Consider the following 21,817-nt stretch of genomic DNA (forward strand, 5'->3'; position numbering starts at 1 on the left):
GAGAAGGCGCGTTGGACCTGCGCTGACGGCCTGCCGCTCAGTCCAGCAGCAAGCGCATCTTCTGGGGCTGGTCGGGGCGTCCGTTGGGCAAGGTGACGGGAGGCAGATCTTCGACCCAATGGAAGGCGAAGCGCTGGTAGAGGCGAATCGCCGCTTCATTGGATTTCAGCACTGCCAGCTCCACGCGGCACATGTGTTGCCGGCGGCAATGCGCGAGGGCCGCCTCCATCAACTGCCCACCCAGGCCCCGGCCGCGATGGGCCTTCCTCACCTGCATGCCGAGCACGCCGAAGTCTTCCCCCGAGCCGTCTTCCATGTAGCACAGGCTGGCCGGGAAGATTTCGATGGAACCGAGCAGGTCGCCTTCGGCGTCGACGACGAACTGCGGCAGGTCCAGCGGCAGCGAGCGCAGGAGCAGCGCGCGCATCTGCTCGAGGGGCGGCGCCTCGGCGAGCAGCAGGTACTCGCCTTCGGCGCTGACCTCGGCGAGCAGCCGGTGCAAGGCCTCGATATCGCTGATGCGCAGTTTCCTGATCGACATGGGCATCCCGATCCTGGGTAAATGCCGGAACTCTGGCCCATGGGGCGCAGGCTGACAACCGCCAGCGACTGTCGCGATTGGCCACTCGCCCTGGCGATGTCGGCCACTGTTGCCGTCAGGTCGGGCGGCTAAGCTGCTCTGGCCTTGCGCCTGCCAATGGCCGCAGAAGAACAACAAGAGAACCCATCGATGAACTACGACAGCAGTCAGCAACTGATTCTCGGGCTGGTGCTCGCCGCGCTGATGTTCGGCGTGGCCCTGGAGCTGCGCCTGGCCCATTTCCTCCTGGTCCTGAAACGGCCGCTGCCGGCCTTGGTGGGGCTGCTCTGCCAGTGCCTGCTATTGCCCTGGATGACCCTCGTGGTCACCCTCTTCCTCGACCTGCGCCCCGGCCTGGAGCTGGGCATGCTGCTGGTGGCCGCGTGCCCGGGGGGCAACCTGTCCAACGTCATCACCCATCTGGCGCGCGGCAATACCGCGCTGTCGGTGAGCATCACCAGCCTTTCCTGCCTACTGGCGATCATCAGTCTGCCGCTGAATTTCGCCGCGACCGCCAGCCTCAATCCGGAAACCGCCGCCTTCCTCCATGGGCAGATGAGCGATCTGGACGTCGATGCCGGCGGCATCGTCGGCGGCCTGGTCGTCCTGCTGGTGCTGCCGCTGCTCGCGGGCATGCTGGTGGGCAATCTGGCGCCGGCCTTCAGTGCCCGCGTGCTGCCCTGGTTCAAACGCTTTTCCCTGCTCGCTTTCGGCGTGTTCCTGGTGGCGGCGGCCGCGGGTAACTGGCAACTGTTGGTGGCCAACGCCGGCCTGGTGCTGCTGGTGGTGGTCGGCCACAACGCCTCCGCCCTGCTGCTGGGCTGGAGCGCCTCGCGCCTGACCGGACTGGCCGAAGCTGACCGTCGCGCGCTGACCATCGAGGTCGGCATGCAGAACTCCGGGCTCGCCCTCGGGCTGATCCTGACCCAGTTCGGCGGCCAGTTGGACATGGCCCTGGTGGCCGGCTTCTGGGGGATCTGGCACATCGTTTCCGGCCTGTTGCTGGTGGTCGTCTGGCAACGCCGCGCCCCCCGTGTCCAGGAGGAAGTGCCATGCGCGTCCTGATCACCGGTGCGGCCGGCTTCATCGGCCAGCAGGTATTGAACGATCTGGCCACGCGTCACCCGGACTGGACGCTGGTGGCTGCGGACATCCGCCCGCTGAGCCATCAAGGGCTCAAGTCCAACATCGAGCCGGTTTCGCTGGATATCAGCCTTCCGCGCGAAGTGGACGCCTGCGTCGAGCGCTGGAAACCCGATTCCATCGTGCACCTGGCATCGGTGGTGACGCCGCCCCGCGGGATGAGCGAGGCGCGCCTGCACGCCATCGACGTCGGCGGGACCCGCGCCGTGTTGAATGCGGCGGTCGCCCACGGTGTGGGCCAACTGATCGTGACCAGTTCCGGCGCTGCCTATGGCTATTACCCCGAGAACGCGGAGTGGATCGACGAACAGCACCCGCTGCGCGGTCACGACCTCTTCGCCTATGCCCGTCACAAGCGCGAGGTGGAACTGCTGCTGGCCGACGCGCGCAAACAGCATCCGCAGCTGCGCCAGCTGGTCCTGCGCCCCGGCACCATCCTCGGCGAGCAGGTGAACAACCAGATCACCGAACTGTTCCAGAAACGCTCGGTGCTGGGCATCAAGGGGCATGACAGCCGCTTCGTGTTCATCTGGGACCAGGACGTGGTGGCGATCATCCGTGAAGGCCTGGAGCGCGGCGCCGGGGGGATCTACAACCTCGCCGGCGATGGCGCGCTGAGCATGGCGGAGATCGCCGACATCCTTGGCAAACCCTACCGGCCCCTCCCTGCGGGATTGCTGCGTACCGCCCTGGCCCTGCTCAAGCCGCTAGGCCTGACCCAGTACGGCCCGGAGCAGCTGGACTTCCTCCGCTACCGTCCGGTGCTGGACAACCGTCGGCTCAAGGAAGAGTTCGGCTACCGGCCGAAGTACTCCAGCCGCGAGGCGTTCCTGGCATTTCTCAAGGCGCGGGGAATAGCGTCGAGGCTGAGCTGAATCCTTGTAGGGGCGAATTCATTCGCCAAGGGATGCGCAGCGTCCCCGCCTGATCCTGCGGGGCTGCCCTTCGGGCCGCTTGGCGAATGAATTCGCCCCTACGAAGAGCAAGAGAAGCTCAATCCCGATGCTTCTGCCGATACTCGCCCGGCGTCAGCCCGGTCCATTGGCGGAATGCGCGGAAGAACACGCTGGGCTCCGAATAGCCGAGCAGTACGGCGATATCGGCGATGGGCAGGCGGCCTTCCTGCAGGTGGCGCTCGGCGAGATGGCGGCGGGTGTCGTTGAGCAGGTGCTGGTAGCTGCTGCCTTCGTCCGCGAGGCGTCGTTGCAGCGTGCGTTCGCTGATTCCCAGGGCTGACGCCAGGGCGCCGCGGTCGGGTTCGCCGCGCGCCAGTTGCGCGCCGAGCAACGCGACCACCCGCGCCCGCAGTCCTTCACTGGGCAGGCGCGCGAGCAAGGCTTCAGCGTGCTGGCGCAGCACGGCCTGCAGAGGCGGGTTGGACTGTTTCAACGGGGCCGAACGCAGCGCCAGGGGCAGCACCAGGGCGTAATCCTCCGCCTCGAACTGCAGCGGGCAGGCGAAGCATTGCTGGTAGAGCGCGGTGTCCGCCGGTGCCGGGTGCACGAAGCAGGCCCGCAGCAGGCGCAAGTCCGCCAGCAGCGGTCGCATCAGCTCCAGCCAGAAGACCATCAGCGCCAGCACCCGCGCGCGGGTGGCCGGCAGCTTCGGGTGCAGCGGGCGGTACAGGGTCCAGAGTTCATCGCCGCGCACTTCCAGTGCCAGGCTGCCGCCCTCTCCCACCAGGCGCTGGTAGCGCAGTTCGGCCTCCAGGGCTTCGCCCAGGGTCGGGCTGCTTTGCAACAGGTAGCCGAGCACGCTGAACTGGCCGGGGGCCAGGGCACGGCCGATGGCGATGCCTGGCTCGGGGTGCGGCAAGCGGGCGTGGATGGTCGCCCAAAGCGCCTCCTGGGTGCTGAAGGGGATGCGGGCATCCGGGTCGGCCAGGCGTTTTTCGTCGAGCTGGCTGGCGCGCAGCAGTTCGTCACGGCCAAGGCCGAGCTGGGTTGCGGCGTGCAGGATCGCCTGGGTCAGGCTGGCGCTGACCGAGGCGCTGGTGGGGTCGTGTGGCGTCATCCCCGGATTCTGCCCAAGCGGCCCGCACGCTGGGAAGAGCGAGCCTCAGCGATGGGAGCCAATCTGCGGTTCGAAATAGCCTTGCGGCTCTTCCAGCGGACGCTCTTCCTCCACGTTTTCCGGGGCATCGGGATTGTCCAGTACGGCATAGGCGATGGCGCAGAACAGCGAGTTGATGCGCTTCATGTCGCTGATCAGGCCAAGGTGCAGGGCACTGGTCTCGATGCTCTGCACCACCTGCTGGTGCAGCCGCGAAACGTGGGCGTGGGCATAGCGGCGTTCGAGGATGCGGAAGCGTTGCTTGGCCCGGCGCAGGCGCTTGGCGTTTTCCAGGTCGCCGTTGAGGAACACCGACAGCGACAGGCGCAGGTTTTCCACCACCTGGTCGTGGAGATTGACGATCTCTCCCAGCCCTTCTTCGGTGAAGGCGCGACCCTGGGCCCTGTTCTTGCTCTGCACATCGTCGAGCATGCGCTCGATGATGTCGCCGGCCTGCTCCAGGTTGATGGTCAGCTCGATGATCTCGGCCCAGCGCCGGCTGTCGCGCTCGGCCAGGTCCTCGCGGGGCATGCGTGCCAGGTAGAGCTTGATGGCGGTGTAGAGCGCGTCGATATCGTCATCCAGGCGGTGGATGTCCTTGCCCAGCCCCGGGTCGCCGCCGCGCAGGAGATGCAGCAGGTTGTTCAGCATCTGCTCGACGATATCGCCCATGCGCAGGGTTTCGCGCACGGCATTGGCCAGGGCCAGGCTCGGAGTATCCAGGGCCGCCGGATCCAGATGACGCGGCTTGGCAATATCGTCCGGCTGCGGTCGATCCGGCAGCAGCCAGTTGCACAGGCGCGCCATCGGCACTGTCAGGGGCAGGAAGAGCGTGCAGCGCACGCTGTTGTAGAGCAGGTGGAAGGCGATCACCAGTTCGGCGTTGGAGATGGGCCAGGTGTCGATCCAGCTCGCCAGGGGACCCACCATGGGCAACACGAGCATGCAGCCGGCGAGCTTGAACGCCAGGCTGCCCACGGCCACGCGGCGCCCGGCGGGGTTCTGCAGACTGCTGCTGAGCAGGGCGAGGACGCCGCTGCCGAGGTTGGCGCCGATGACCAGGCAGAGCGCCACCTTGAGGGAGATCACCTTGGAGGCGGCCAGCGTGGCGGTGAGTAGCACGGCAGCCAGGCTGGAATAGGAAATCATCGCGAACAGCGCGCCGGTCAAGGCGTCCAGCAGCACATCGCCGGTCAGCGAGGAGAACAGCACTTTCACGCCCTTGGCGGTGGTGATGGGTTCGGCGGCGGCGATGATCAGTTGCAGGGCGAGGATGATCAGTCCGAGCCCGATGCCGACCCGCCCGAGTTGCCCCAGGCGGGTCTGTTTACGGGAGAGGAAGAAGATCACTCCGAAGAAGATCAGCAATGGCGACAGCCACGACAGGTCCAGGGTCAGCACCCGCGCCATCAGCGCCGTGCCGACATCGGCGCCAAGCATGATGGCCAGCGCCGGGGCCAGCATCATCAGGCCCTGGGCGACGAAGGAGCTGACCAGCAGGGCGGTGGCATTGCTGCTCTGCACCAGGGCCGTGACGCCGATCCCGGCGGCGAAGGCCATGGGGCGGCGGCGCACGCTGCGACTGAGCAGGCGGCGCAGGTTGGCGCCGTATACGCGGAGGATGCCCGTTCGCACGATGTGCGTGCCCCAGATGAGCAAGGCGACGGCCGAGAGCAGATTGAGCAGCGTCAGCATGGTGGCCCTCCTGGCGATCTCGAAGGCCGCCGTATCCATGCGCAGGAAAACGACGGCGCGGTCAGGCGTTGGGTAACACGATTGTCTTTGGACCTTCATGGTCCGGGCTGATTGCAGCTATTTGCCTGACTGGTATGGCACCTGATGACAAGTAAAGACGCTTCCCGGAGATTTTGCTCATTACCGATCAATGGCTTGGCGCAGCAAGCTGAGGTGATTTCAATGGGGTTTCGCAAGTCTCGTCGATAGCCGGGGCGTTCGTTATCACGATGTACTGGTGGACGAAGCGTCCATGGTCGATCTGGCGCTGATGATCCGGTTGGGCGACAAGGTCCAACCGCCCTTGTAGGTTGGCGTAGAGCGAAGCGAAACCCAACAGTGCGGGGGTGGACATTGCCTCGTTGGGCCTCGCTTCGCTCGGACCAACCTACGGGCCGCTACGCGGCCATTCGCGAATGAATTCGCTCCTACAGGGAGGTGCTGAGGCCTGCCTGCGCACGGACAGCTCCCTCTCCCGCTTGCGGGAGAGGGTTGGGGAGAGGGCAGCTGGGCTTCGCGGGGGCTCCCAAGGGGCAGTCCTGCGGCCTGCTTGGCGAATGAATTCGCCCCTACAGAAAACACAAAACCCGGCATTTGCCGGGCTTTGAGGTCTTGCAGTTTGCGATCAGCCGACGCGCAGGGCGTTGGTACGCTCGGAACCGCCTTCGGCTACGCGGAAGCCATTAGTGCGGTCGGAGCCGCTTTCAGCGATGCGATTTGCGCCGCTGCGGTCAGAGCCGCCTTCGGCCACGCGGTCCAGGACCATGAAGCTGCCTTCGGCGGCAACCGGCTCGACGACCTGGATGTAGGCGCCTTCCTTCGACTCGCCCAGCACGGGCTGGGAGTCGGACGGCAGGGCGAAGACACTGGTGCTCAGGCTGGCGATGAACAGGGCGGCGAAGGCGTGGGTTTTCATGATCGTGGGCTCCTCAACGGGGCTGGAAACTGGGTACGGAGCCAATCTTACGGATGGATGGTCGATTAAAAAGTGATCACTCTAGATAGAGAACATCGACGCCATTGATGATGTAAAAGTCCTTTCTAAATCAGTGGTTTGAATGCTGTTCAGGCCCGCCTTCGCTCACGGCGGGCGAATCGCCCCGCATCGCCATTCGTCAGCAATCCCTCCTGAGCGTTGAAAGCGGTCAATCCTTCCTGTGTCGCCCGGACCCGCACAGGGAGGTCAGCATGGCCAAGCGCAGCACCACGACGAAGCCCCGCAGGAAGGCTGCGCCCAGGCAGCTGGATGTTCGCCGCGACTCCATGGATTTTCGTGACCTCACCTATTCCGCATCCCTGGCGCCGCTACCCGACGAGCTATTCCCAGACTGGAAGTTGCTGCACATCCTCGACCAAGGCGAGGAAGGTGCGTGCACGGGCTTCGGCCTGGCGGCGGCGGTCAATTACCTGCGCAGCCGACGCGCGCTGCCCGGCCGGGCTAGCCCGGCGATGCTCTTCGCCATGGCGCGGCGCTACGACCAGTGGCCAGGGGAGAACTACGACTTCAGCAGCGCCCGGGGTGCGATGAAGGGTTGGCACAAGCACGGTGTCTGCCTGGAAGAGAGTTGGCCGCTGAAGCGCAAGGGCGGTTTGAACCCGGTCATCCAGCAGGAGGCCCTGGATATCCCGCTGGGTGCTTACTTCAGGGTCTTCTCGCGCGTCAACGATGTACAGGCGGCCCTGCGCGACGTGGGGGTGCTCTTCGCGTCGGCCAGGACCCACGACGGCTGGCGCTCGCCGCGTCGGGGCGTGATCGACTGGAAGTCGGATGCGCTGGATGTGGGCGGCGGGCACGCCTTCGCCATCGTCGGCTACACCCGCGACGGCTTCCTTGTGCAGAACTCCTGGGGCAGCGACTGGGGTGGCTACAGCCGCGACAAACAGACCCACGCCGGCATTGCGCTGTGGAGCTACGCGGACTTCGAATGCAATGTCTGGGATGTCTGGGTCGCGCAGTTGGGGGTCAGCGTCAATCACGACGTGACCAACACCGCCACGCGCTACGTTGCCGACGGCGGCACCGCGCGCCTCGCGCTGGTCGGGCCGCCGCAGGAAGCGATCTACCTGCATTACCTGCATATCGACAACGGCCAGTTCGACGGCCTGGGCCAATACGCCTCCGATCTGGCGCAGGTGGAGGCCATCATCGAAGAATTGCAGCACAGCAAACCCAGGCACTTGATGCTCTACGCCCATGGCGGCCTGAACAGCGTGAACGGTTCGGCCATGCGGGCCTTCAAGTGGCGGCCGGCCTTCCGTGACAACGGCGTCCACGAGCTGCACTTCATCTGGGAAACCGGCTTGCTGGCCGAACTGGGCGACATCCTGCTGAGCAAGTTGCCGCTGGTGGGCGAACGGGTTGGCGGGGTCAGTTCCTGGTGGGACAACCAGATGGAATGCCTGGTCCAGCCACTGGGTTTCGCCCTCTGGCAGGAGATGAAGCTGGACGCCGAGCGGGCGTTCCAACCCCGCGCCGCCGGGCTGCTGGTGCTGAAACGTCTGCTGGGCTGGCTGGCGGCCCAGGGTACCGGGGCGCCGAAGGTCCACCTGGTAGGACACAGCGCAGGTTCCATCTGGCACGCCCATTTGCTGCGGAGCTGGCTGGCGCTGGGTGGACCGGTCATCGACAACCTGGTGCTGTTCGCACCGGCCTGCACACTGGACCTGTACCAATCGACCTTCCTGAAGGCGTTGGGGAAGGGCATTCGCCAGCAGACCCTGCTCGTGCTGTCGGATCAGGCCGAGCAGGAAGACAACGTTGCCGGGGCCTACCGCAAATCGCTGTTGTATCTGGTTTCCAACGCGCTGGAAGACAAGCTGCGGCGGGTGCCGCTGCTCGGGATGCAGAAATTCCAACCGCCCCAGCAGCCGTCCGGCAGCACCCTGGTGGTGGCAGACACCCGCAACCCCCTCAGTCGGAGCACCAGTCACGGCGGGTTCGACAACGACCTGCAGAGCATGGACAGCGTGCTGAGGCTGGTGCTGGGCGGCGGCAGCTTCCGGGGCTTCAAGGCGGATGAACTGAAGGGGTATTGAGGTGGAACCGGCGGGTAGGGGCGAATTCATTCGCCATGCAGGCCGAAGGTCTGCCCTCAAGTCTGCAGGGGGCTGCTGCGCAGCCCATAGCGAATGAATTCGCCCCCACAGGCTTCTGCAGCAATAAAAAACGGGGCCAATTGGCCCCGTTCTTCATTGCTTCGGCTTACTGCCCAGGAATGTCCTTGCGCAGTTTCACCGGATCTTCCTTGCGACCGCGAGCGATGCGCATGCGGATGTTGAGCGCCTCGACGGCCAGGGAGAAGGCCATGGCGAAGTAGACGTAGCCTTTCGGCACGTGGACTTCGAAGGATTCGGCGATCAGCACGGTACCGACCACCACCAGGAAGGCCAGGGCCAGCATCTTCAGGCTCGGGTGCTTGTCGATGAAGTCGCTGATGGTGCCAGCGGCCAGCATCATCACCAGTACGGCGACGATGATCGCAGCGACCATCACCGGCACGTGGGAAACCATGCCTACGGCAGTGATCACCGAGTCCAGGGAGAACACGATGTCGATGATGGCGATCTGGATGATGGTGCCGATGAAGTTGCGCGCCGCGCCCGAAGGCTGCTCGCCGGATTCATCTTCGCCTTCCAGGCTGTGATACATCTCGGTGGTGCTCTTCCACAGCAGGAACAGGCCGCCGAAGAAGAGGATCAGGTCACGGCCGGAGATGCCCTGGCCGAACAGTTCGAACAGGTCGTTGGTGAGCCGCATGATCCAGGTGATGGAGAGCAGCAGCAGGATACGGGTGATCATCGCCAGCGCCAGGCCGAAGAAGCGCGTGCGTGCCTGCATGTGCGGCGGCATGCGGGCCACGAGGATGGCGATCATGATGATGTTGTCGATGCCCAGGACGATTTCCAGGGCGGTCAGGGTGAAGAAGGCGACCCAGATTTCCGGGCTGGTCAGCCATTCCATGATGCGTTGATCCTCGTGAGTTTCTTGGTATGGGGATGGAGTACGAACAAGCCGGAAGGAGCTTACGCAGATTCCGGCTAGAGCGAATGTCAGTTAGCGACTCTCAGTGTGATCCGAACAGCGGGAACACACCCAGCAGCAGGGCGGCGAGGAGGATACACAGACAAATCATCACCGCCCACTTCAACGTGAAGCGTTGGTGGTCGCCGAACTCCACTTTGGCCAGGCCCACCAGCAGGTAGGTGGAGGGTACCAGCGGGCTCAGCAAATGCACCGGCTGGCCTACGATAGACGCTCGCGCCATCTCCACCGGGCTGATGCCGTAATGGCTTGCCGCCTCGGCCAGAACCGGTAACACGCCGTAATAAAAAGCGTCGTTGGACATGAAGAAGGTGAACGGCATGCTGACGATCGCCGTGATCACCGCCATGTAAGGGCCCATCGACGGCGGGATGACCGCGAGCAGGCTCTTGGACATGGCTTCCACCATGCCGGTGCCGGAGAGGATGCCGGTGAAGATGCCCGCGGCGAAGATCAGGCCGACGACCGCCAGGACGTTGCCGGCATGAGCCGCAACGCGCTCCTTCTGCTGCTGCAGGCAGGGGTAGTTGATGATCATGGCGATGCTGAAGGCGATCATGAACAGCACCGGCAACGGCAGCAGACCGGTGATCAGGGTCACCATCAGCGCGGCGGTCAGCGCCGCGTTCACCCACAGCAGCTTGGGCCGGCGGGCATCCGGGAACTGCGAAACGCTGATCTCGTCATGGTTGATCTGGTCATCCGGCAGGTGCAGGACGCCGAGACGGGCGCGCTCGCGTTTGCCGTAGGCCCAGGCGAGGCCGAACAGGGCGATGGCGCCGACGATCATGGCCGGGATCATCGGTACGAAGATGTCCGACGGGTCCACGTGCAGGGCGCTGGCGGCGCGGGCGGTGGGGCCGCCCCAGGGGGTCATGTTCATGATGCCGCCGGCGAGGATGATCAGGCCGGCCATGATCAGCGGGCTCATGCCCAGGCGGCTGTACAGCGGCAGCAGGGCGGCGACGCAGATCATGTAGGTGGTGGCGCCGTCACCGTCGAGGGAGACGATCAGGGCCAGGGCGGCGGTGCCCATGGACACTTTCAGCGGATCACCTTTCACCAGCTTGAGGATCTTGCGCACAGCCGGATCGAACAGGCCTGAGTCGATCATCAGGGCGAAGTAGAGGATGGCGAACATCAGCATCACGCCGGTGGGGGCGAGCTTGCTGATGCCTTCCAGCATCATCGGGCCGATGCCCGCGGCGAAGCCGCCGATCAGGGCGAAAGTGATGGGGACGATGATCAGGGCGATCAGGGCGGACAGGCGCTTGGTCATGATCAGGTACATGAAGCAGATGACCATGGCGAAGCCGAGCAGAGTCAGCATGGCGGTTCTCCGGACGTGATTCGGGTGGGGCGGGCGGAAATCAGCGCTGGGCCGAAGACGTGCGGAGGACGGGCGGAGGAGTGCCGGGCAGGCAGCGGGAGCAGAGCATGTCGATCACCAATCTTGTTGTTGTCGGGTTACCGGTCTTATGCCGGTAATGGGGCGGATGCTAAGCCCGCAACCTTTCAGCCAGCTTTCGGCGGTGATCGGTACCGATTACGCGGCTATTTGTCGACGAACGGCGGGCAGGCCGCCATGGCATCAGCTGGCCAGGGTGCGCATCACCAGCAGCAGGCTGCCGGCGGCGAGCAGGGTTTGCAGGGTGATGATGCCGGCCATCAGGTGGCTGTCGCCGCCGAGCTGGCGGGTCAGCACGTAGGCCGTGGGGGCGGTGGGCAGGGCGAAGAACAGCACCAGGATGCTGCTTTCCATTGCGGGCAAGCCGAGCAGGCGGGCGACGGCGAAAGCAAGGACGGGCATGGCCAGTAGACGCAGGGTGCAGTTCCAGGCGAGGGCCGGGACTTCGCCGGCCAGTTCCTGCGGACGCAGCGCTGCACCGACGCAGAGCAGGCCCAGCGGCAGGCTGGCCACTGCCAGCAGGTTGAGCAGGCGGTCGGTGCCGCCGGGTAGGCCGAGTCCGGCGAGGTTGACCAGCGCGCCGGCCAGGCAGGCGAGGATCAGCGGGTTCTTCGCTATCGGCAACAGCAGGCCGCGCAGGCTCACGCCGCGTTCGGCGGTCAGTGCCCAGACCGACATCAGGTTCACCGTGGGCACCATCAGTGCCAGCAGCAGCGCAGCCAATGCCAGCCCGTCTTTGCCATAGAGACTGCCGATAGCCGCCAGGCCCAGGTAGGTGTTGAAACGCAGGATGCCCTGGGTGATCGCGCCGAAGCGCGCCGCCGGCCAACCCAGCAGCCGTCGCGCCAGCAGCAGGGCAGCCCAGCCGATGCCGAGAGCCAGGAACACCGCCAGGGCCAGGCGTGGCAGCGCCGGGTTGTCGAGCGGCGCGGTGGCCAGGCTGCTGAACAGCAGGGCGGGGAAGAGGATGAAGTAGTTCAGACGCTCGGCGGCGGGCCAGAAGGCTTCGCCGGGGAAGTCCCAGCGGCGCAGCAGGTAGCCGCCGATGATCAGCGCGAAGAGCGGCCAGAGGGCTTCGAGAAGGGTCAGCACGGCGACATCCGGGTCAGCTGGGGCGTCCCATCTTCAGGTCCGGATCGGCGGTATGCAACCGCCTGCTAGGGTGAAAGACAGTGCTCAAGCCGGAGACCACCATCATGGCTGAACTTCATACCGGCGGCTGTCATTGCGGGCAGCTGCGTTATGCCGTCGAGGCACCCTTGGGCGATGTCGCCCATTGCCATTGCTCGATCTGCCGGCGCACCACCGGCGGCATCGTCACCACCTGGGCGACCGTGCCGCTGGCAAGCTTCCGCTGGACGAGCGGAACACCCGCCGAGTACGCCTCGTCCGCGAGCTGCATCCGCTACTTCTGTCCGCGTTGCAGCAGCCAGCTGGCGCTGTTCACCAGCCTCAGTCCCGGCACCCTGGACCTCACCATCGCCACCCTGGACCAGCCCGAAGCCGTTGCTCCCAAGCGGCACATCTGGGTGAAGAACCGCTTGCCCTGGCTGAGCCTGGACCCGCAGTTGCCGGAGGAGGATGAGGAGCAACTGTGAGCGGGCTGCGACGGAGCTCTCGTAGGTTGGGTAGAGCTCCGCGAAACCCAACGGTCCGAGCGTGGAATCGTTGGGCTTCGCTTCGCTCTGCGCCAACCTACGGAGAGCGCATTGCGTGATTCACGGAAGGACGAGCCCGCCAGCATCCTTGTGCAACTGGCGCAGGTGCGCGCCGATGGCCTTGAGGTTGGCCTCGGTGGCGTTCAGTTCTGCCATGCGTTGCGGTTCCAGTAGGCTGCGGACCTCGCGGTCGAGGTCACCGCTGAGTTTGTGCATGGTTTGCTGGCGGGTGCTGCTTTCGGCCTCCAGGCGCTGCCACTCCGCGCTCTGTGGCAGACCGTAGCCACCTTGCAGCAGTTCAGCCGGGCGGCTGAGGAATCCGCTGTTGGCGAGCATCTGTTCCAGGGTGCCGCCGGCCTTGGCGAAGCGTGTCTGTCCCGCCTGTTCGCGGGAGCTGAGGTAGTTGCGCTTGAGCTCGTCCTGGGCCAACAGGAGCTGGCGGCGCTGGGCGGCCTGTTCCAGCAGGAGCAGGGCGGCGCTGGCACGCAGGTCTGCCTTGTCGAACCAGGGTCGACGTTGTTCGGCGGTAAGCTCCAGCCAGTCCTCGACTTCTTTCTGGGGCACCTCGAGGCGCTCGCGGAGAATCTTGAACATGGCCTGGTAGCGATCACGGAAGGAGTCGAAGCGATACCCCAGGCGCAGCGCTTCCTTGGGGTCGTCCAGTGGCGTGCGGTCAGCGACACCGCGGCCTTCCAGTAGTTTGAGCAGGCCATTGGGCATGATGCTGTCGAGATCGCGCAGCGCCGGGTGGTCGGTGCCGCTGCGCAGCAGCTTGAGGGTTTCCACCGCGCAGTTGTTGGAGAGGAACCAGTAGTCGCCGTCGTAGCTCCAGTGCATCTCGGTGGCATGCTCCACCAGGGCTTCCACTTCCTCGCGACTGAGCTTGAGCGGCACTGAAGCGAGGCTGCGCAGTTCCACCTTGGTGTATTCCTCGATCACCTGATGCAACGGCAGCACGAACAGGCGCGAAGGGTAGGCGCCGGTGAGGCCGTCCCAGCTCGACAGTTGCACGTCGCCGACGAAGGCGCGGTAGGACAGCACCAGATGCTGGTCGAGGTCGAGGCGGCAGTCCGGCCCACGCGGGCGGCCGGGGGCGCAGATCACCAGGCGCAGCATGCTGTGACCCCAGCGGCTCACCCAGTTCTGATTGGCTTCGGCGAACAGGTAGTCGACTTCGTAGACGCGATCCGGGTCGAGTTTGCCCAGGGGCTGCTTGCCGAAGTCGCGACCGGCATTGAGGTAGGCGTAGCCGTCGTTGCAGGTGGCCTGTTGTTCAGGTGCCCAGCCGAAATGTTCGCGGTAATAGCGGTAGAGCGCAGGGCGGCGGCAGGCGTAGGCCGGGTCGAGGAGGAAGTACTCCATGTTCACCGCGACGAATTCGCGGGCGTTCTTCAGCTCGTAGATATCCGGGCTGCGCGCCACCTGGTGATTGTCCTGCTCGCGCTGGCCACGCTTGCCGACGTACTGCGGCCAGCCGGCGAGGTCGAGCAGGCGCGGGTCGTCGCTCAGGGTGAAGCGGCGCTCGGTCTGGCCCCGGCAGTCACCGGGCAAGCCAATTCGGCCATTGCTGGAGGCCTGGTTGCGACAGCGGAACTGTTGCGTCTTCTCGGCGGCGGACCAGAGGCGCGCGCGGTCGTAGAGGTGGGTCAGTTCGTGAAGCACCGTGGCGAGCATTTCGCGGCGCACCGTGCCGTGGACGCGGTTGGTCTTCTGGGTCGCCCCACGGCCGTCGGTGAGGCCCGGCAGCAGGTTGCGGTTGAGCACCAGGGCGTCGAAGCGGGTGGCGCGTCCGTAGCCGTTCTCCGGCAGGTCGTCGCTCCAGCCCACTGTCACCTCGCGGTCCAGCCGCTCGACGAAGGACGGGGGCAGGGCCGCGAGGGCTTCGTCGAGTAGCTGCTGACTGGCCTGACGCTGGGGCGTGGTCAGCCCTTCGTCATCCAGTACCAGGCGCAATTCGGCCCGGGCAGTACCGGCCAGCAGCAGGACGCTCAGGCCGAGCAGGCGCAACCAGGTGTTCAGGGGCTGATGCTCGCGTGGGTCAGAGGGCGACGATGGTTTCCGCCAGGGCCAGGTCGCTGGCCTCGCGGGCTTGCGGGAACTGTTCGCGCAGGGTGGCGAAGGCGGCTTCCAGCTGGGCGCCACGGATCTCGCCGGCGCTGGCGACGAAGCTGGCGGCGTCATCGCGGGCGGCCACGACCACTTTCATGTCGCGGATCGAAGTGGTGGTGTCGGAGGTGAAATCGAGGGTGCGGTCCAGCGCGCGGACGATGATGTTGCTGGTCGCCACCAGGGTCTGGGCCTGGGCGGCACCGGCTACGAGGGAAAGGGCGATGGCTGCGACAGACAGCGAGCGGCGCATGGAAGCTCTCCGAAGGAAAATTTCTAAGGTATTGGACGGAAATACCCTACGGCAGTTCTATGCCGCGGGCATCGGGCGCGAAGGTTAGCGGAATGGGCGGACGAGGGCCAGGCGCTGCGGGGGATGCAGGCCGATGGACCGCGCAATGCGCGGCCCCGGAGTGTGCCGTCAGAGAGTCAGTATGGCTTGGGCCAGTTGGAGATCGCTGGCAGCCAGTTGCGGCTGGGTGGCGCGGATGTGCTTGAACGCAGCTTCCAGCTGGGCACCCCGGATATCGCCGGAGCTGGCAACGAAGCTGGCGGCATCGTCGCGGGCTGCGAGCACGATCTTGTCGTCATCGAAGGAAGAGGTCACATCGGAGGTGGCATCGGAGGTGGCCGCGACGGCGTTGACGACGGCGTCAGTGGTTACCACGAAGCTGGTGGCGGATGCGCTGGTGGCGAGCGCCAACAGGGCGGCGGCGCTGAGTAGGCGAAGAGAGGTCATGGGGGGCTCCTTTTTACAGACCAGTGCGGCAGCGCGAGAAGCGCTGCCGGCTGGGGAAAAGCCTAGTCAAAGTGACGCTTGCGGGCCAGTGCTGGCCAGGAGCCTGCCATTCCTCAGGCAGACGCAGCTGTCAGCGCCAGAAGGGACGTTCCAGTTCCTGGTAGCGCTCGCTCGGACTGATACCCACATCTGCCAGCGCGCGCGGGTCCAGCTGTGCGAGCTGGTGCCGGGTGCGGGCGTTGCGCCGCCACATGGCAATGGTGGCGAACAGGCGCAGGTACCAGTGGGTACGCGGGCTGGTCGTGTGCAATTGGGCAGAGGCAGTGAGGGTGCGGTCCATGGCGCTCGTCCTTCCCGCGGCAAGGCGGGGATGGGTTATGGAAGGCCATGATCCCGTTCTGCAGGAAAACTGTGCAGTCACAGCGAGGTTGAATTGTGCTGTAGCAGATGTGCTTTAGTTGTAACTGTATCGGTCTGATTCGATTCAGCTGTGCCGGAATCACTAAGACCTACGAAGCCGCTGGAGAATTGCGGCCCCAGAAACGACGAAACCCGTCGCTGGCGGCGACGGGTTCTGTCTGGGGTATTGCTGTCGGGCCGTTTGGCCCGGCGAACTGCTTAGCGCCAGAAGGGCTTGTGCAGTTCGGCTTCGCGCTGGGCTTCGCTGATACCAGCGTCAGCCAACAGGCGGGGGTCCAGCATGGCCAGTTGATGACGGCTGGCGATGCGGCGCTGCCACAGCAGCAGGGTGGAAACGGTGCGCAGGGCCCACGAGGATTTCGGGGATTGTTCGGCGCTTTCGAAAATCAGGTCGGAACTGAGGGTACGTTCCATGGCGGCAGGTCCTTCCCGCTTGTGGCGGGGCTTGGTTATCAACTGGTGCCTATGATCTACCCGGAACAGCCGCCACTGTAGTCACAGTTGCTCTAAATTGTGTTGGTCTTTATTAGCATGCTTATCAACTGTTTCGCTGAAATTGTTGGAAACTGTATGGGTGCCCCGTTGAATCACTCGTGATCCAACGGGAAACCATATTTTTTCCTGTTCAAGCAGCAGAAAGCAGGATTTTTGAACAGTACAGTTCCGGATTTTTAGAAACTGTTTTTTGACCTTTTTGTCAGAATCAAAGGTTACAAGCCCATAACTGTTTTGTTCCAACAGGTTCAGTTGGCCAGCATTCGCCCGGTTTCTTCCAGATTGATATGCCAGGCCATGGCTTCACGCAGCACGTGGGGGGTGTGGCCACCCTTGGCGCAGGCCGCGTCGAAGTAGTTCTGTAATGGTTGGCGGAAATCAGGGTGAACACAGTTGTCGATAATCGCCCGCGCGCGCTCGCGGGGCGCCAGGCCGCGCAAGTCGGCCAAACCCTGTTCGGTGACGAGGATGTCTACATCGTGCTCGGTATGGTCCACGTGGCTGACCATCGGCACCACGCTGGAAATCGCGCCGCCCTTGGCGATGGACTTGGTGACGAAGATGGCCAGGTGGGCGTTCCGGGCGAAATCGCCGGAGCCGCCGATGCCGTTCATCATTTTCGTGCCGCCCACATGGGTGGAGTTGACGTTGCCATAGATGTCGAACTCGAGCGCGGTGTTGATCCCGACGATGCCCAGGCGACGTACCACTTCCGGGTGGTTGGAGATCTCCTGCGGACGCAGCACCAGTTTGTCCTTGTAGCGGTCGAGGTTGCCGAAGACATCACTGTTGCGGCGCGCGGACAGGGTGATGGAGCTGCCGGAGGCGAAGCTCAGCTTACCGGCGTCGATCAGGTCGAAGGTGGAGTCCTGCAGGACCTCGGAGTACATGGTGAGGTCCTGGAACGGCGACTCGATCAGGCCGCACATCACGGCGTTGGCGATGCTGCCGATGCCGGCCTGCAGCGGCGCCAGGTTGTTGCTCATGCGCCCGGCTTCCACTTCACGCTTGAAGAAGTCGATGAGGTGGTCGGCGATGGCCTGGGTCTCGTGATCCGGCGGTAGCACGGTGGACAGGGAGTCCGGCTGTTCGGTGATGACGATGGCAGCGATCTTGGCCGGGTCGATCGGGATGGCGGTGCCGCCGATGCGGTCGTCCACGCGAGTGAGGGGAATGGGCGTGCGGGTCGGCCGGTAGGTCGGGATATAGATGTCGTGCAGGCCTTCCAGGTTGGGGTTGTGCGCCAGGTTGATCTCGACGATCACGCGCTTGGCGAAGATCGCGAAGCTGGCGGAGTTGCCCACGGAGGTGGTCGGCACGATGTGGCCTTCCTCGGTGATGGCCACGGCTTCGATCACCGCGATGTCCGGCAGCTTCAGTTGGTGGTTGCGCAGTTGCTCGACGGTTTCCGACAGGTGCTGGTCGATGAACATCACTTCGCCTGCGTTGATCGCCTTGCGCAGGGTGCTGTCCACCTGGAAAGGCATGCGCCGGGCCAGTACACCGGCTTCGGTGAGCTGCTTGTCGAGGTCGTTGCCGAGGCTGGCGCCGGTCATCAGGCTGATCTGCAGCGGCTGCTCCTTGGCGCGTACGGCCAGCGCCTGGGGCACGGCCTTGGCCTCACCGGCACGGGTGAAGCCGCTCATGCCGACGGTCATGCCGTCTTCGATCAGGGCAGCGGCGTCGGCCGCACTCATCACCTTGTCCAGCAGGGAGGACAGGCGCACGCGCTCGGAGTACATGGGGGAAAACCTCGGACAACGGGGTAGGAGCCGCGCAGTCTAGGGGCTGGCGGGGCGTCCGACTTCTATACCAAGGTCGAAGAAATGGCTCTATTCAGGGCCTTTTGTCGGTTGGGCAGGGTTTCAGGGCGAAAATCCTTGTGGGGGCGAATTCATTCGCTAAGGGCTGCGAAGCAGCCCCCAGTGAGGTCAACCGGCACGCCTGCGGCCTGCATAGCGAATGAATTCGCCCCCACATATAAAAGCCGGCTTCATGTGTCCCAAAACAAAAACCCCGGCACAAGGCCGGGGTTTTCGGTATCGCGGGACAGGGCTTAGTCGACAGCCTTGACCATGTCCTCGATCACTTTCTTGGCGTCGCCGAACACCATCATGGTCTTGTCCATGTAGAACAGTTCGTTGTCCAGGCCGGCGTAGCCGCTGGCCATGGAGCGCTTGTTCACGATGATGGTCTTGGCCTTGAAGGCTTCCAGGATCGGCATGCCGGCGATGGGCGACTTCGGATCGTTCTTCGCGGCCGGGTTGACCACGTCGTTCGCGCCGAGCACCAGCACCACGTCGGCCTGACCGAACTCGGAGTTGATGTCTTCCATCTCGAACACTTGCTCGTAGGGCACTTCGGCCTCGGCCAGCAGGACGTTCATGTGGCCGGGCATGCGGCCCGCCACCGGGTGGATCGCGTACTTCACGTTGACGCCGCGATGGATCAGCTTCTCGGACAGTTCCATCAGCGCGTGCTGGGCACGGGCCACCGCCAGGCCGTAGCCGGGGACGATGATCACGCTGTCGGCGTTGGTCAGCAGGAAGGCCGCGTCGTCGGACGAACCCGACTTCACCGGACGCTGCTCCTGGCTGCCAGCCGCGGCGCCGGCGTCAGCTTCGGCACCGAAGCCGCCGAGGATGACGTTGAAGAAGGAGCGGTTCATCGCCTTGCACATGATGTAGGAGAGGATCGCACCCGAGGAGCCCACGAGGGAGCCGGCGATGATCAGCATCGAGTTGTTCAGCGAGAAGCCGATACCGGCCGCCGCCCAGCCCGAGTAGCTGTTCAGCATGGACACAACCACCGGCATGTCGGCGCCGCCGATCGGGATGATGATCAGCACGCCGATGACGAAGGCGAGCGCCACCAGGAGGGCGAAGGCGCCGATGTTGCCGGTCAGGGTGAAGTACAGGCCCAGGCCGATGATGCCCAGGCCGACCAGCAGGTTCAGCTTGTGCTGGCCGGCGAACTGCACCGGGGCACCCTGGAACAGGCGGAACTTGTACTTGCCGGACAGCTTGCCGAAGGCGATGACCGAACCGGAGAAGGTGACGGCACCGATGGCCGCGCCGAGGAACAGCTCCAGGCGGTTACCAGCAGGGATGGCATCACCGAGGTTGGCAACGATACCCAGGGATTGCGGCTCGACGACGGCGGCGATGGCGATGAACACCGCGGCCAGGCCGATCATGCTGTGCATGAAGGCGACCAGCTCAGGCATCTTGGTCATTTCGACGCGCTTGGCCATGATCGAACCGGCGGTGCCGCCGACCAGCAGGCCGACGATCACGTAGCCGATGCCCTGGGTGGCCAGCTCGGCGCCCAGCTTATAGATGAGGCCGACAGTGGTGAGCACGGCGATGGCCATGCCGATCATGCCGAACAGGTTGCCGCGACGCGACGAGGTCGGGTGCGACAGGCCCTTGAGCGCCTGGATGAAGCACACCGAGGCGACGAGGTAGAGAACAGTGATCAGGTTCATGCTCATGGTCAGTGCTTCTCCGCAGCCGCTTTCGGCGCTTTCTTCTTGAACATTTCCAGCATGCGTCGGGTGACGAGGAAGCCACCGAAGACGTTGACCGCGGCCAGTGCCACTGCCAGGGTGCCCATGGCCTTGCCCAGCGGGGTGACGGTGAGGGCGGCGGCCAGCATGGCGCCGACGATCACGATCGCCGAGATGGCGTTGGTCACGGCCATCAGCGGGGTGTGCAGGGCCGGGGTGACGTTCCACACCACGTGGTAGCCGACGTAGATGGCCAGCACGAAGATGATCAGGTTGTAGATGCCGTCGGAAATCAGGTCCATGGTCTCTATCCTTATGCGTTCACTTTTTGCGGAGCAGCGGTCGCGGCGGGAGCACCGTTGCTACGCACGACGTTGCCGTCGCGGCACATCAGGCATGCGGCGACGATGTCGTCTTCGAGGTTGATGGTGAGCTGGCCGTCCTTGTCGATGATCAGCTTGAGGAAATCCAGCAGGTTGCGCGCATAGAGGGCGGAGGCGTCCGCCGGCACCATGGCCGCCAGGTTGCTGTGGCCGACGATGGTCACGCCGTGCTTGACCACTACCTGATCGGCTTCGGTCAGCGGGCAGTTACCGCCCTGGGCAGCGGCCAGGTCGATGACCACGGAGCCCGGCTTCATTTCGGCAACGGTGGCCTCGTGCAGCAGGGTCGGTGCCTTGCGGCCCGGGATCAGCGCGGTGGTGATGACGATGTCGGACTGCTTGGCGCGCTCGTGCACGGCCTTGGCCTGACGCTCCATCCAGGAGGCCGGCATCGGACGGGCGTAACCGCCAACGCCTTGGGCGCATTCGCGCTCTTCATCGGTCTCGAAGGGAACATCGACGAACTTGGCGCCGAGGGATTCGATTTGTTCCTTCACGGCCGGACGCACGTCGGACGCCTCGATCACCGCGCCCAGGCGCTTGGCCGTGGCGATGGCCTGCAGGCCTGCCACACCGGCACCGAGGATGAGGATGCGCGCGGCCTTAACGGTGCCGGCGGCGGTCATCAGCATCGGCATGAAGCGCGGGTAGTGGTGAGCCGCCAGCAGCACGGCCTTGTAGCCGGCGATGTTGGCCTGGGACGACAGCACGTCGAGGCTCTGGGCGCGAGAGGTACGCGGCGCCGCTTCGAGGGCGAAGGCGGTGATGCCGCGAGCGTTCATGCGCGCGATGGTCTCGTTGCTGAAGGGGTTGAGCATGCCCACCAGCACGGCGCCGGCACGCATGTGGGCCAGCTCGCCTTCGGTCGGGGCAATCACTTTCAGCACCAGGTCGGCACCGAAGGCGGCGGCGTCGTTGCCGATGACGGCACCAACGGCTTCATAAGCGCTGTCCGGAATGCTGGCGCTGACGCCGGCACCGCTTTGGACGGTCACCCGGTGGCCTTGGCTCACCAGCTTCTTGATGGTTTCGGGCGTCGCGGCAACGCGCGTCTCGCCAGCATGGCTTTCGAGAGGAACACCGATGTGCACTTCAAATCTCCTGCGTGATCGATCTGGTGAACCAGTGCACTGCGGATGGTGCTCTGGCGAGGCGGATCCGCCTTTCAACAGCCTGGTATCGCAACAGCCGAAACCTGGTGGCGCGGCATTCTGCAATCGGAACCTCAACTGCTTCAAGCAGTTCTGGAGTAAAACGATACAATAACTACAAGTCACGATTAGACTTGTTGTCCCTGGCTTCCGTTCCAGACCCCGTCATCACTGGTGGAGGCGAGCCTTCACCCAGGAATCCGGTACCGGTCTCCATCCCCAGGCTGAATGACTATCCATCAAAGCAGCGCCAGTACAGGCTTTGGGTACGTGACATCCTGCCGTTAATGGCTGGCGCACTGTTAGTAAGAGTTTTTAATAGTTGCCATAAGGCTGCGGAAAATGGGCGTTCTGTAGCTTTTGAAAATGTTTGACTACAGGGTCAAGAATTGAAATTT

General features: G+C 64.5%; 20 protein-coding genes. 4 read left to right on the forward strand and 16 right to left on the reverse strand.

The annotated features are described in order from the left end of the window. Positions 1 to 37: 37 nt before the first annotated feature. Positions 38 to 541 carry a GNAT family N-acetyltransferase gene (locus tag E8E95_RS24645; RefSeq protein ID WP_280354594.1) on the reverse strand — a complete coding sequence of 168 codons (504 nt, stop codon included), beginning with the start codon at positions 539 to 541 and terminating at the stop codon, positions 38 to 40. A 189-nt stretch (positions 542 to 730) separates the two neighbouring features. On the opposite strand from E8E95_RS24645, the gene E8E95_RS24650 reads away from it, so the two are divergent. Further along, on the forward strand, positions 731 to 1,645 hold the full coding sequence (locus E8E95_RS24650) for a bile acid:sodium symporter family protein (RefSeq protein WP_280354596.1): 915 nt from the start codon (positions 731 to 733) through the stop codon (positions 1,643 to 1,645). Continuing rightward, complete coding sequence (locus E8E95_RS24655) at positions 1,633 to 2,598, forward strand: SDR family oxidoreductase (protein WP_280354597.1); 966 nt, start codon at positions 1,633 to 1,635, stop codon at positions 2,596 to 2,598. Before E8E95_RS24650 ends, E8E95_RS24655 begins: the two co-directional genes overlap by 13 nt. Positions 2,599 to 2,716: 118 nt before the next feature. Here E8E95_RS24655 and E8E95_RS24660 read toward each other — a convergent pair whose 3' ends face one another. The 3 genes from E8E95_RS24660 to E8E95_RS24670 form a co-directional block, all read right to left on the reverse strand. After that, positions 2,717 to 3,736 carry an AraC family transcriptional regulator gene (locus tag E8E95_RS24660; RefSeq protein ID WP_280354599.1) on the reverse strand — a complete coding sequence of 340 codons (1,020 nt, stop codon included), beginning with the start codon at positions 3,734 to 3,736 and terminating at the stop codon, positions 2,717 to 2,719. Positions 3,737 to 3,781: 45 nt separating this feature from the next. Continuing rightward, positions 3,782 to 5,470, reverse strand: coding sequence for a Na/Pi cotransporter family protein (locus E8E95_RS24665; protein ID WP_280354601.1), 1,689 nt, complete (start codon positions 5,468 to 5,470; stop codon positions 3,782 to 3,784). A 664-nt stretch (positions 5,471 to 6,134) separates the two neighbouring features. Beyond that, on the reverse strand, positions 6,135 to 6,425 hold the full coding sequence (locus tag E8E95_RS24670; RefSeq protein ID WP_280354603.1) for a phage infection protein: 291 nt from the start codon (positions 6,423 to 6,425) through the stop codon (positions 6,135 to 6,137). Positions 6,426 to 6,697: 272 nt separating this feature from the next. On the opposite strand from E8E95_RS24670, the gene E8E95_RS24675 reads away from it, so the two are divergent. Further along, positions 6,698 to 8,545, forward strand: coding sequence for a C1 family peptidase (locus E8E95_RS24675; RefSeq protein WP_280354605.1), 1,848 nt, complete (start codon positions 6,698 to 6,700; stop codon positions 8,543 to 8,545). A gap of 166 nt (positions 8,546 to 8,711) precedes the next feature. Here the strand turns inward: E8E95_RS24675 and E8E95_RS24680 are convergent, their stop codons facing one another. From E8E95_RS24680 to E8E95_RS24690, 3 genes are all read right to left on the reverse strand, one after another. Continuing rightward, complete coding sequence (locus tag E8E95_RS24680; RefSeq protein ID WP_077527602.1) at positions 8,712 to 9,470, reverse strand: TerC family protein; 759 nt, start codon at positions 9,468 to 9,470, stop codon at positions 8,712 to 8,714. A gap of 103 nt (positions 9,471 to 9,573) precedes the next feature. Next, a complete protein-coding gene (locus tag E8E95_RS24685) occupies positions 9,574 to 10,881 on the reverse strand; it encodes a CitMHS family transporter (protein WP_280354607.1) in 1,308 nt (435 codons plus the stop codon). 261 nt (positions 10,882 to 11,142) lie between these two features. Next, a complete protein-coding gene (locus E8E95_RS24690) occupies positions 11,143 to 12,051 on the reverse strand; it encodes an AEC family transporter (protein ID WP_280354609.1) in 909 nt (302 codons plus the stop codon). 104 nt (positions 12,052 to 12,155) lie between these two features. Between E8E95_RS24690 and E8E95_RS24695 the strand changes: the two genes are divergently transcribed. Beyond that, positions 12,156 to 12,557, forward strand: a complete 402-nt coding sequence (locus E8E95_RS24695; protein ID WP_280354611.1) for a GFA family protein — start codon at positions 12,156 to 12,158, stop codon at positions 12,555 to 12,557. Positions 12,558 to 12,677: 120 nt separating this feature from the next. Here E8E95_RS24695 and E8E95_RS24700 read toward each other — a convergent pair whose 3' ends face one another. The 9 genes from E8E95_RS24700 to E8E95_RS24740 form a co-directional block, all read right to left on the reverse strand. Beyond that, on the reverse strand, positions 12,678 to 14,618 hold the full coding sequence (locus E8E95_RS24700) for a DUF4105 domain-containing protein (protein WP_280354781.1): 1,941 nt from the start codon (positions 14,616 to 14,618) through the stop codon (positions 12,678 to 12,680). Positions 14,619 to 14,655: 37 nt separating this feature from the next. Then, positions 14,656 to 14,976 carry a DUF2388 domain-containing protein gene (locus tag E8E95_RS24705; protein ID WP_280354613.1) on the reverse strand — a complete coding sequence of 107 codons (321 nt, stop codon included), beginning with the start codon at positions 14,974 to 14,976 and terminating at the stop codon, positions 14,656 to 14,658. A gap of 168 nt (positions 14,977 to 15,144) precedes the next feature. Continuing rightward, positions 15,145 to 15,462 carry a DUF2388 domain-containing protein gene (locus tag E8E95_RS24710; protein ID WP_280354615.1) on the reverse strand — a complete coding sequence of 106 codons (318 nt, stop codon included), beginning with the start codon at positions 15,460 to 15,462 and terminating at the stop codon, positions 15,145 to 15,147. 130 nt (positions 15,463 to 15,592) lie between these two features. Beyond that, positions 15,593 to 15,802, reverse strand: a complete 210-nt coding sequence (locus tag E8E95_RS24715) for a DUF1127 domain-containing protein (RefSeq protein WP_280354617.1) — start codon at positions 15,800 to 15,802, stop codon at positions 15,593 to 15,595. Positions 15,803 to 16,080: 278 nt separating this feature from the next. Next, positions 16,081 to 16,296 carry a DUF1127 domain-containing protein gene (locus E8E95_RS24720; protein WP_077524279.1) on the reverse strand — a complete coding sequence of 72 codons (216 nt, stop codon included), beginning with the start codon at positions 16,294 to 16,296 and terminating at the stop codon, positions 16,081 to 16,083. A 329-nt stretch (positions 16,297 to 16,625) separates the two neighbouring features. Then, positions 16,626 to 18,119 (reverse strand): acetyl-CoA hydrolase/transferase family protein, encoded by a 1,494-nt coding sequence (locus E8E95_RS24725; RefSeq protein WP_280354619.1) that lies wholly within the window; start codon positions 18,117 to 18,119, stop codon positions 16,626 to 16,628. Between the two features lie 314 nt (positions 18,120 to 18,433). Continuing rightward, on the reverse strand, positions 18,434 to 19,870 hold the full coding sequence (locus E8E95_RS24730; protein WP_280354621.1) for an NAD(P)(+) transhydrogenase (Re/Si-specific) subunit beta: 1,437 nt from the start codon (positions 19,868 to 19,870) through the stop codon (positions 18,434 to 18,436). Positions 19,871 to 19,872: 2 nt separating this feature from the next. Next, positions 19,873 to 20,187, reverse strand: coding sequence for an NAD(P) transhydrogenase subunit alpha (locus tag E8E95_RS24735; protein WP_044405771.1), 315 nt, complete (start codon positions 20,185 to 20,187; stop codon positions 19,873 to 19,875). 11 nt (positions 20,188 to 20,198) lie between these two features. After that, positions 20,199 to 21,359, reverse strand: a complete 1,161-nt coding sequence (locus tag E8E95_RS24740; RefSeq protein WP_280354624.1) for a Re/Si-specific NAD(P)(+) transhydrogenase subunit alpha — start codon at positions 21,357 to 21,359, stop codon at positions 20,199 to 20,201. Positions 21,360 to 21,817: the final 458 nt, after the last annotated feature.

Origin of the sequence: Pseudomonas sp. BN414 (genome assembly GCF_029871275.1) — a bacterium.
GTDB lineage: Bacteria > Pseudomonadota > Gammaproteobacteria > Pseudomonadales > Pseudomonadaceae > Metapseudomonas > Metapseudomonas resinovorans_C.

Excerpts from the sequence above, each read along its gene's own strand:
- E8E95_RS24645 (WP_280354594.1), bottom strand. The coding sequence starts at position 541 with ATGTCGATCAGGAAACTGCGCATCAGCGATATCGAGGCCTTGCACCGG.
- E8E95_RS24650 (WP_280354596.1), top strand. The coding sequence starts at position 731 with ATGAACTACGACAGCAGTCAGCAACTGATTCTCGGGCTGGTGCTCGCC.
- E8E95_RS24655 (WP_280354597.1), top strand. The coding sequence starts at position 1,633 with ATGCGCGTCCTGATCACCGGTGCGGCCGGCTTCATCGGCCAGCAGGTA.
- E8E95_RS24660 (WP_280354599.1), bottom strand. The coding sequence starts at position 3,736 with ATGACGCCACACGACCCCACCAGCGCCTCGGTCAGCGCCAGCCTGACC.
- E8E95_RS24665 (WP_280354601.1), bottom strand. The coding sequence starts at position 5,470 with ATGCTGACGCTGCTCAATCTGCTCTCGGCCGTCGCCTTGCTCATCTGG.
- E8E95_RS24670 (WP_280354603.1), bottom strand. The coding sequence starts at position 6,425 with ATGAAAACCCACGCCTTCGCCGCCCTGTTCATCGCCAGCCTGAGCACC.
- E8E95_RS24675 (WP_280354605.1), top strand. The coding sequence starts at position 6,698 with ATGGCCAAGCGCAGCACCACGACGAAGCCCCGCAGGAAGGCTGCGCCC.
- E8E95_RS24680 (WP_077527602.1), bottom strand. The coding sequence starts at position 9,470 with ATGGAATGGCTGACCAGCCCGGAAATCTGGGTCGCCTTCTTCACCCTG.
- E8E95_RS24685 (WP_280354607.1), bottom strand. The coding sequence starts at position 10,881 with ATGCTGACTCTGCTCGGCTTCGCCATGGTCATCTGCTTCATGTACCTG.
- E8E95_RS24695 (WP_280354611.1), top strand. The coding sequence starts at position 12,156 with ATGGCTGAACTTCATACCGGCGGCTGTCATTGCGGGCAGCTGCGTTAT.
- E8E95_RS24705 (WP_280354613.1), bottom strand. The coding sequence starts at position 14,976 with ATGCGCCGCTCGCTGTCTGTCGCAGCCATCGCCCTTTCCCTCGTAGCC.
- E8E95_RS24710 (WP_280354615.1), bottom strand. The coding sequence starts at position 15,462 with ATGACCTCTCTTCGCCTACTCAGCGCCGCCGCCCTGTTGGCGCTCGCC.
- E8E95_RS24715 (WP_280354617.1), bottom strand. The coding sequence starts at position 15,802 with ATGGACCGCACCCTCACTGCCTCTGCCCAATTGCACACGACCAGCCCG.
- E8E95_RS24720 (WP_077524279.1), bottom strand. The coding sequence starts at position 16,296 with ATGGAACGTACCCTCAGTTCCGACCTGATTTTCGAAAGCGCCGAACAA.
- E8E95_RS24725 (WP_280354619.1), bottom strand. The coding sequence starts at position 18,119 with ATGTACTCCGAGCGCGTGCGCCTGTCCTCCCTGCTGGACAAGGTGATG.
- E8E95_RS24730 (WP_280354621.1), bottom strand. The coding sequence starts at position 19,870 with ATGAGCATGAACCTGATCACTGTTCTCTACCTCGTCGCCTCGGTGTGC.
- E8E95_RS24735 (WP_044405771.1), bottom strand. The coding sequence starts at position 20,187 with ATGGACCTGATTTCCGACGGCATCTACAACCTGATCATCTTCGTGCTG.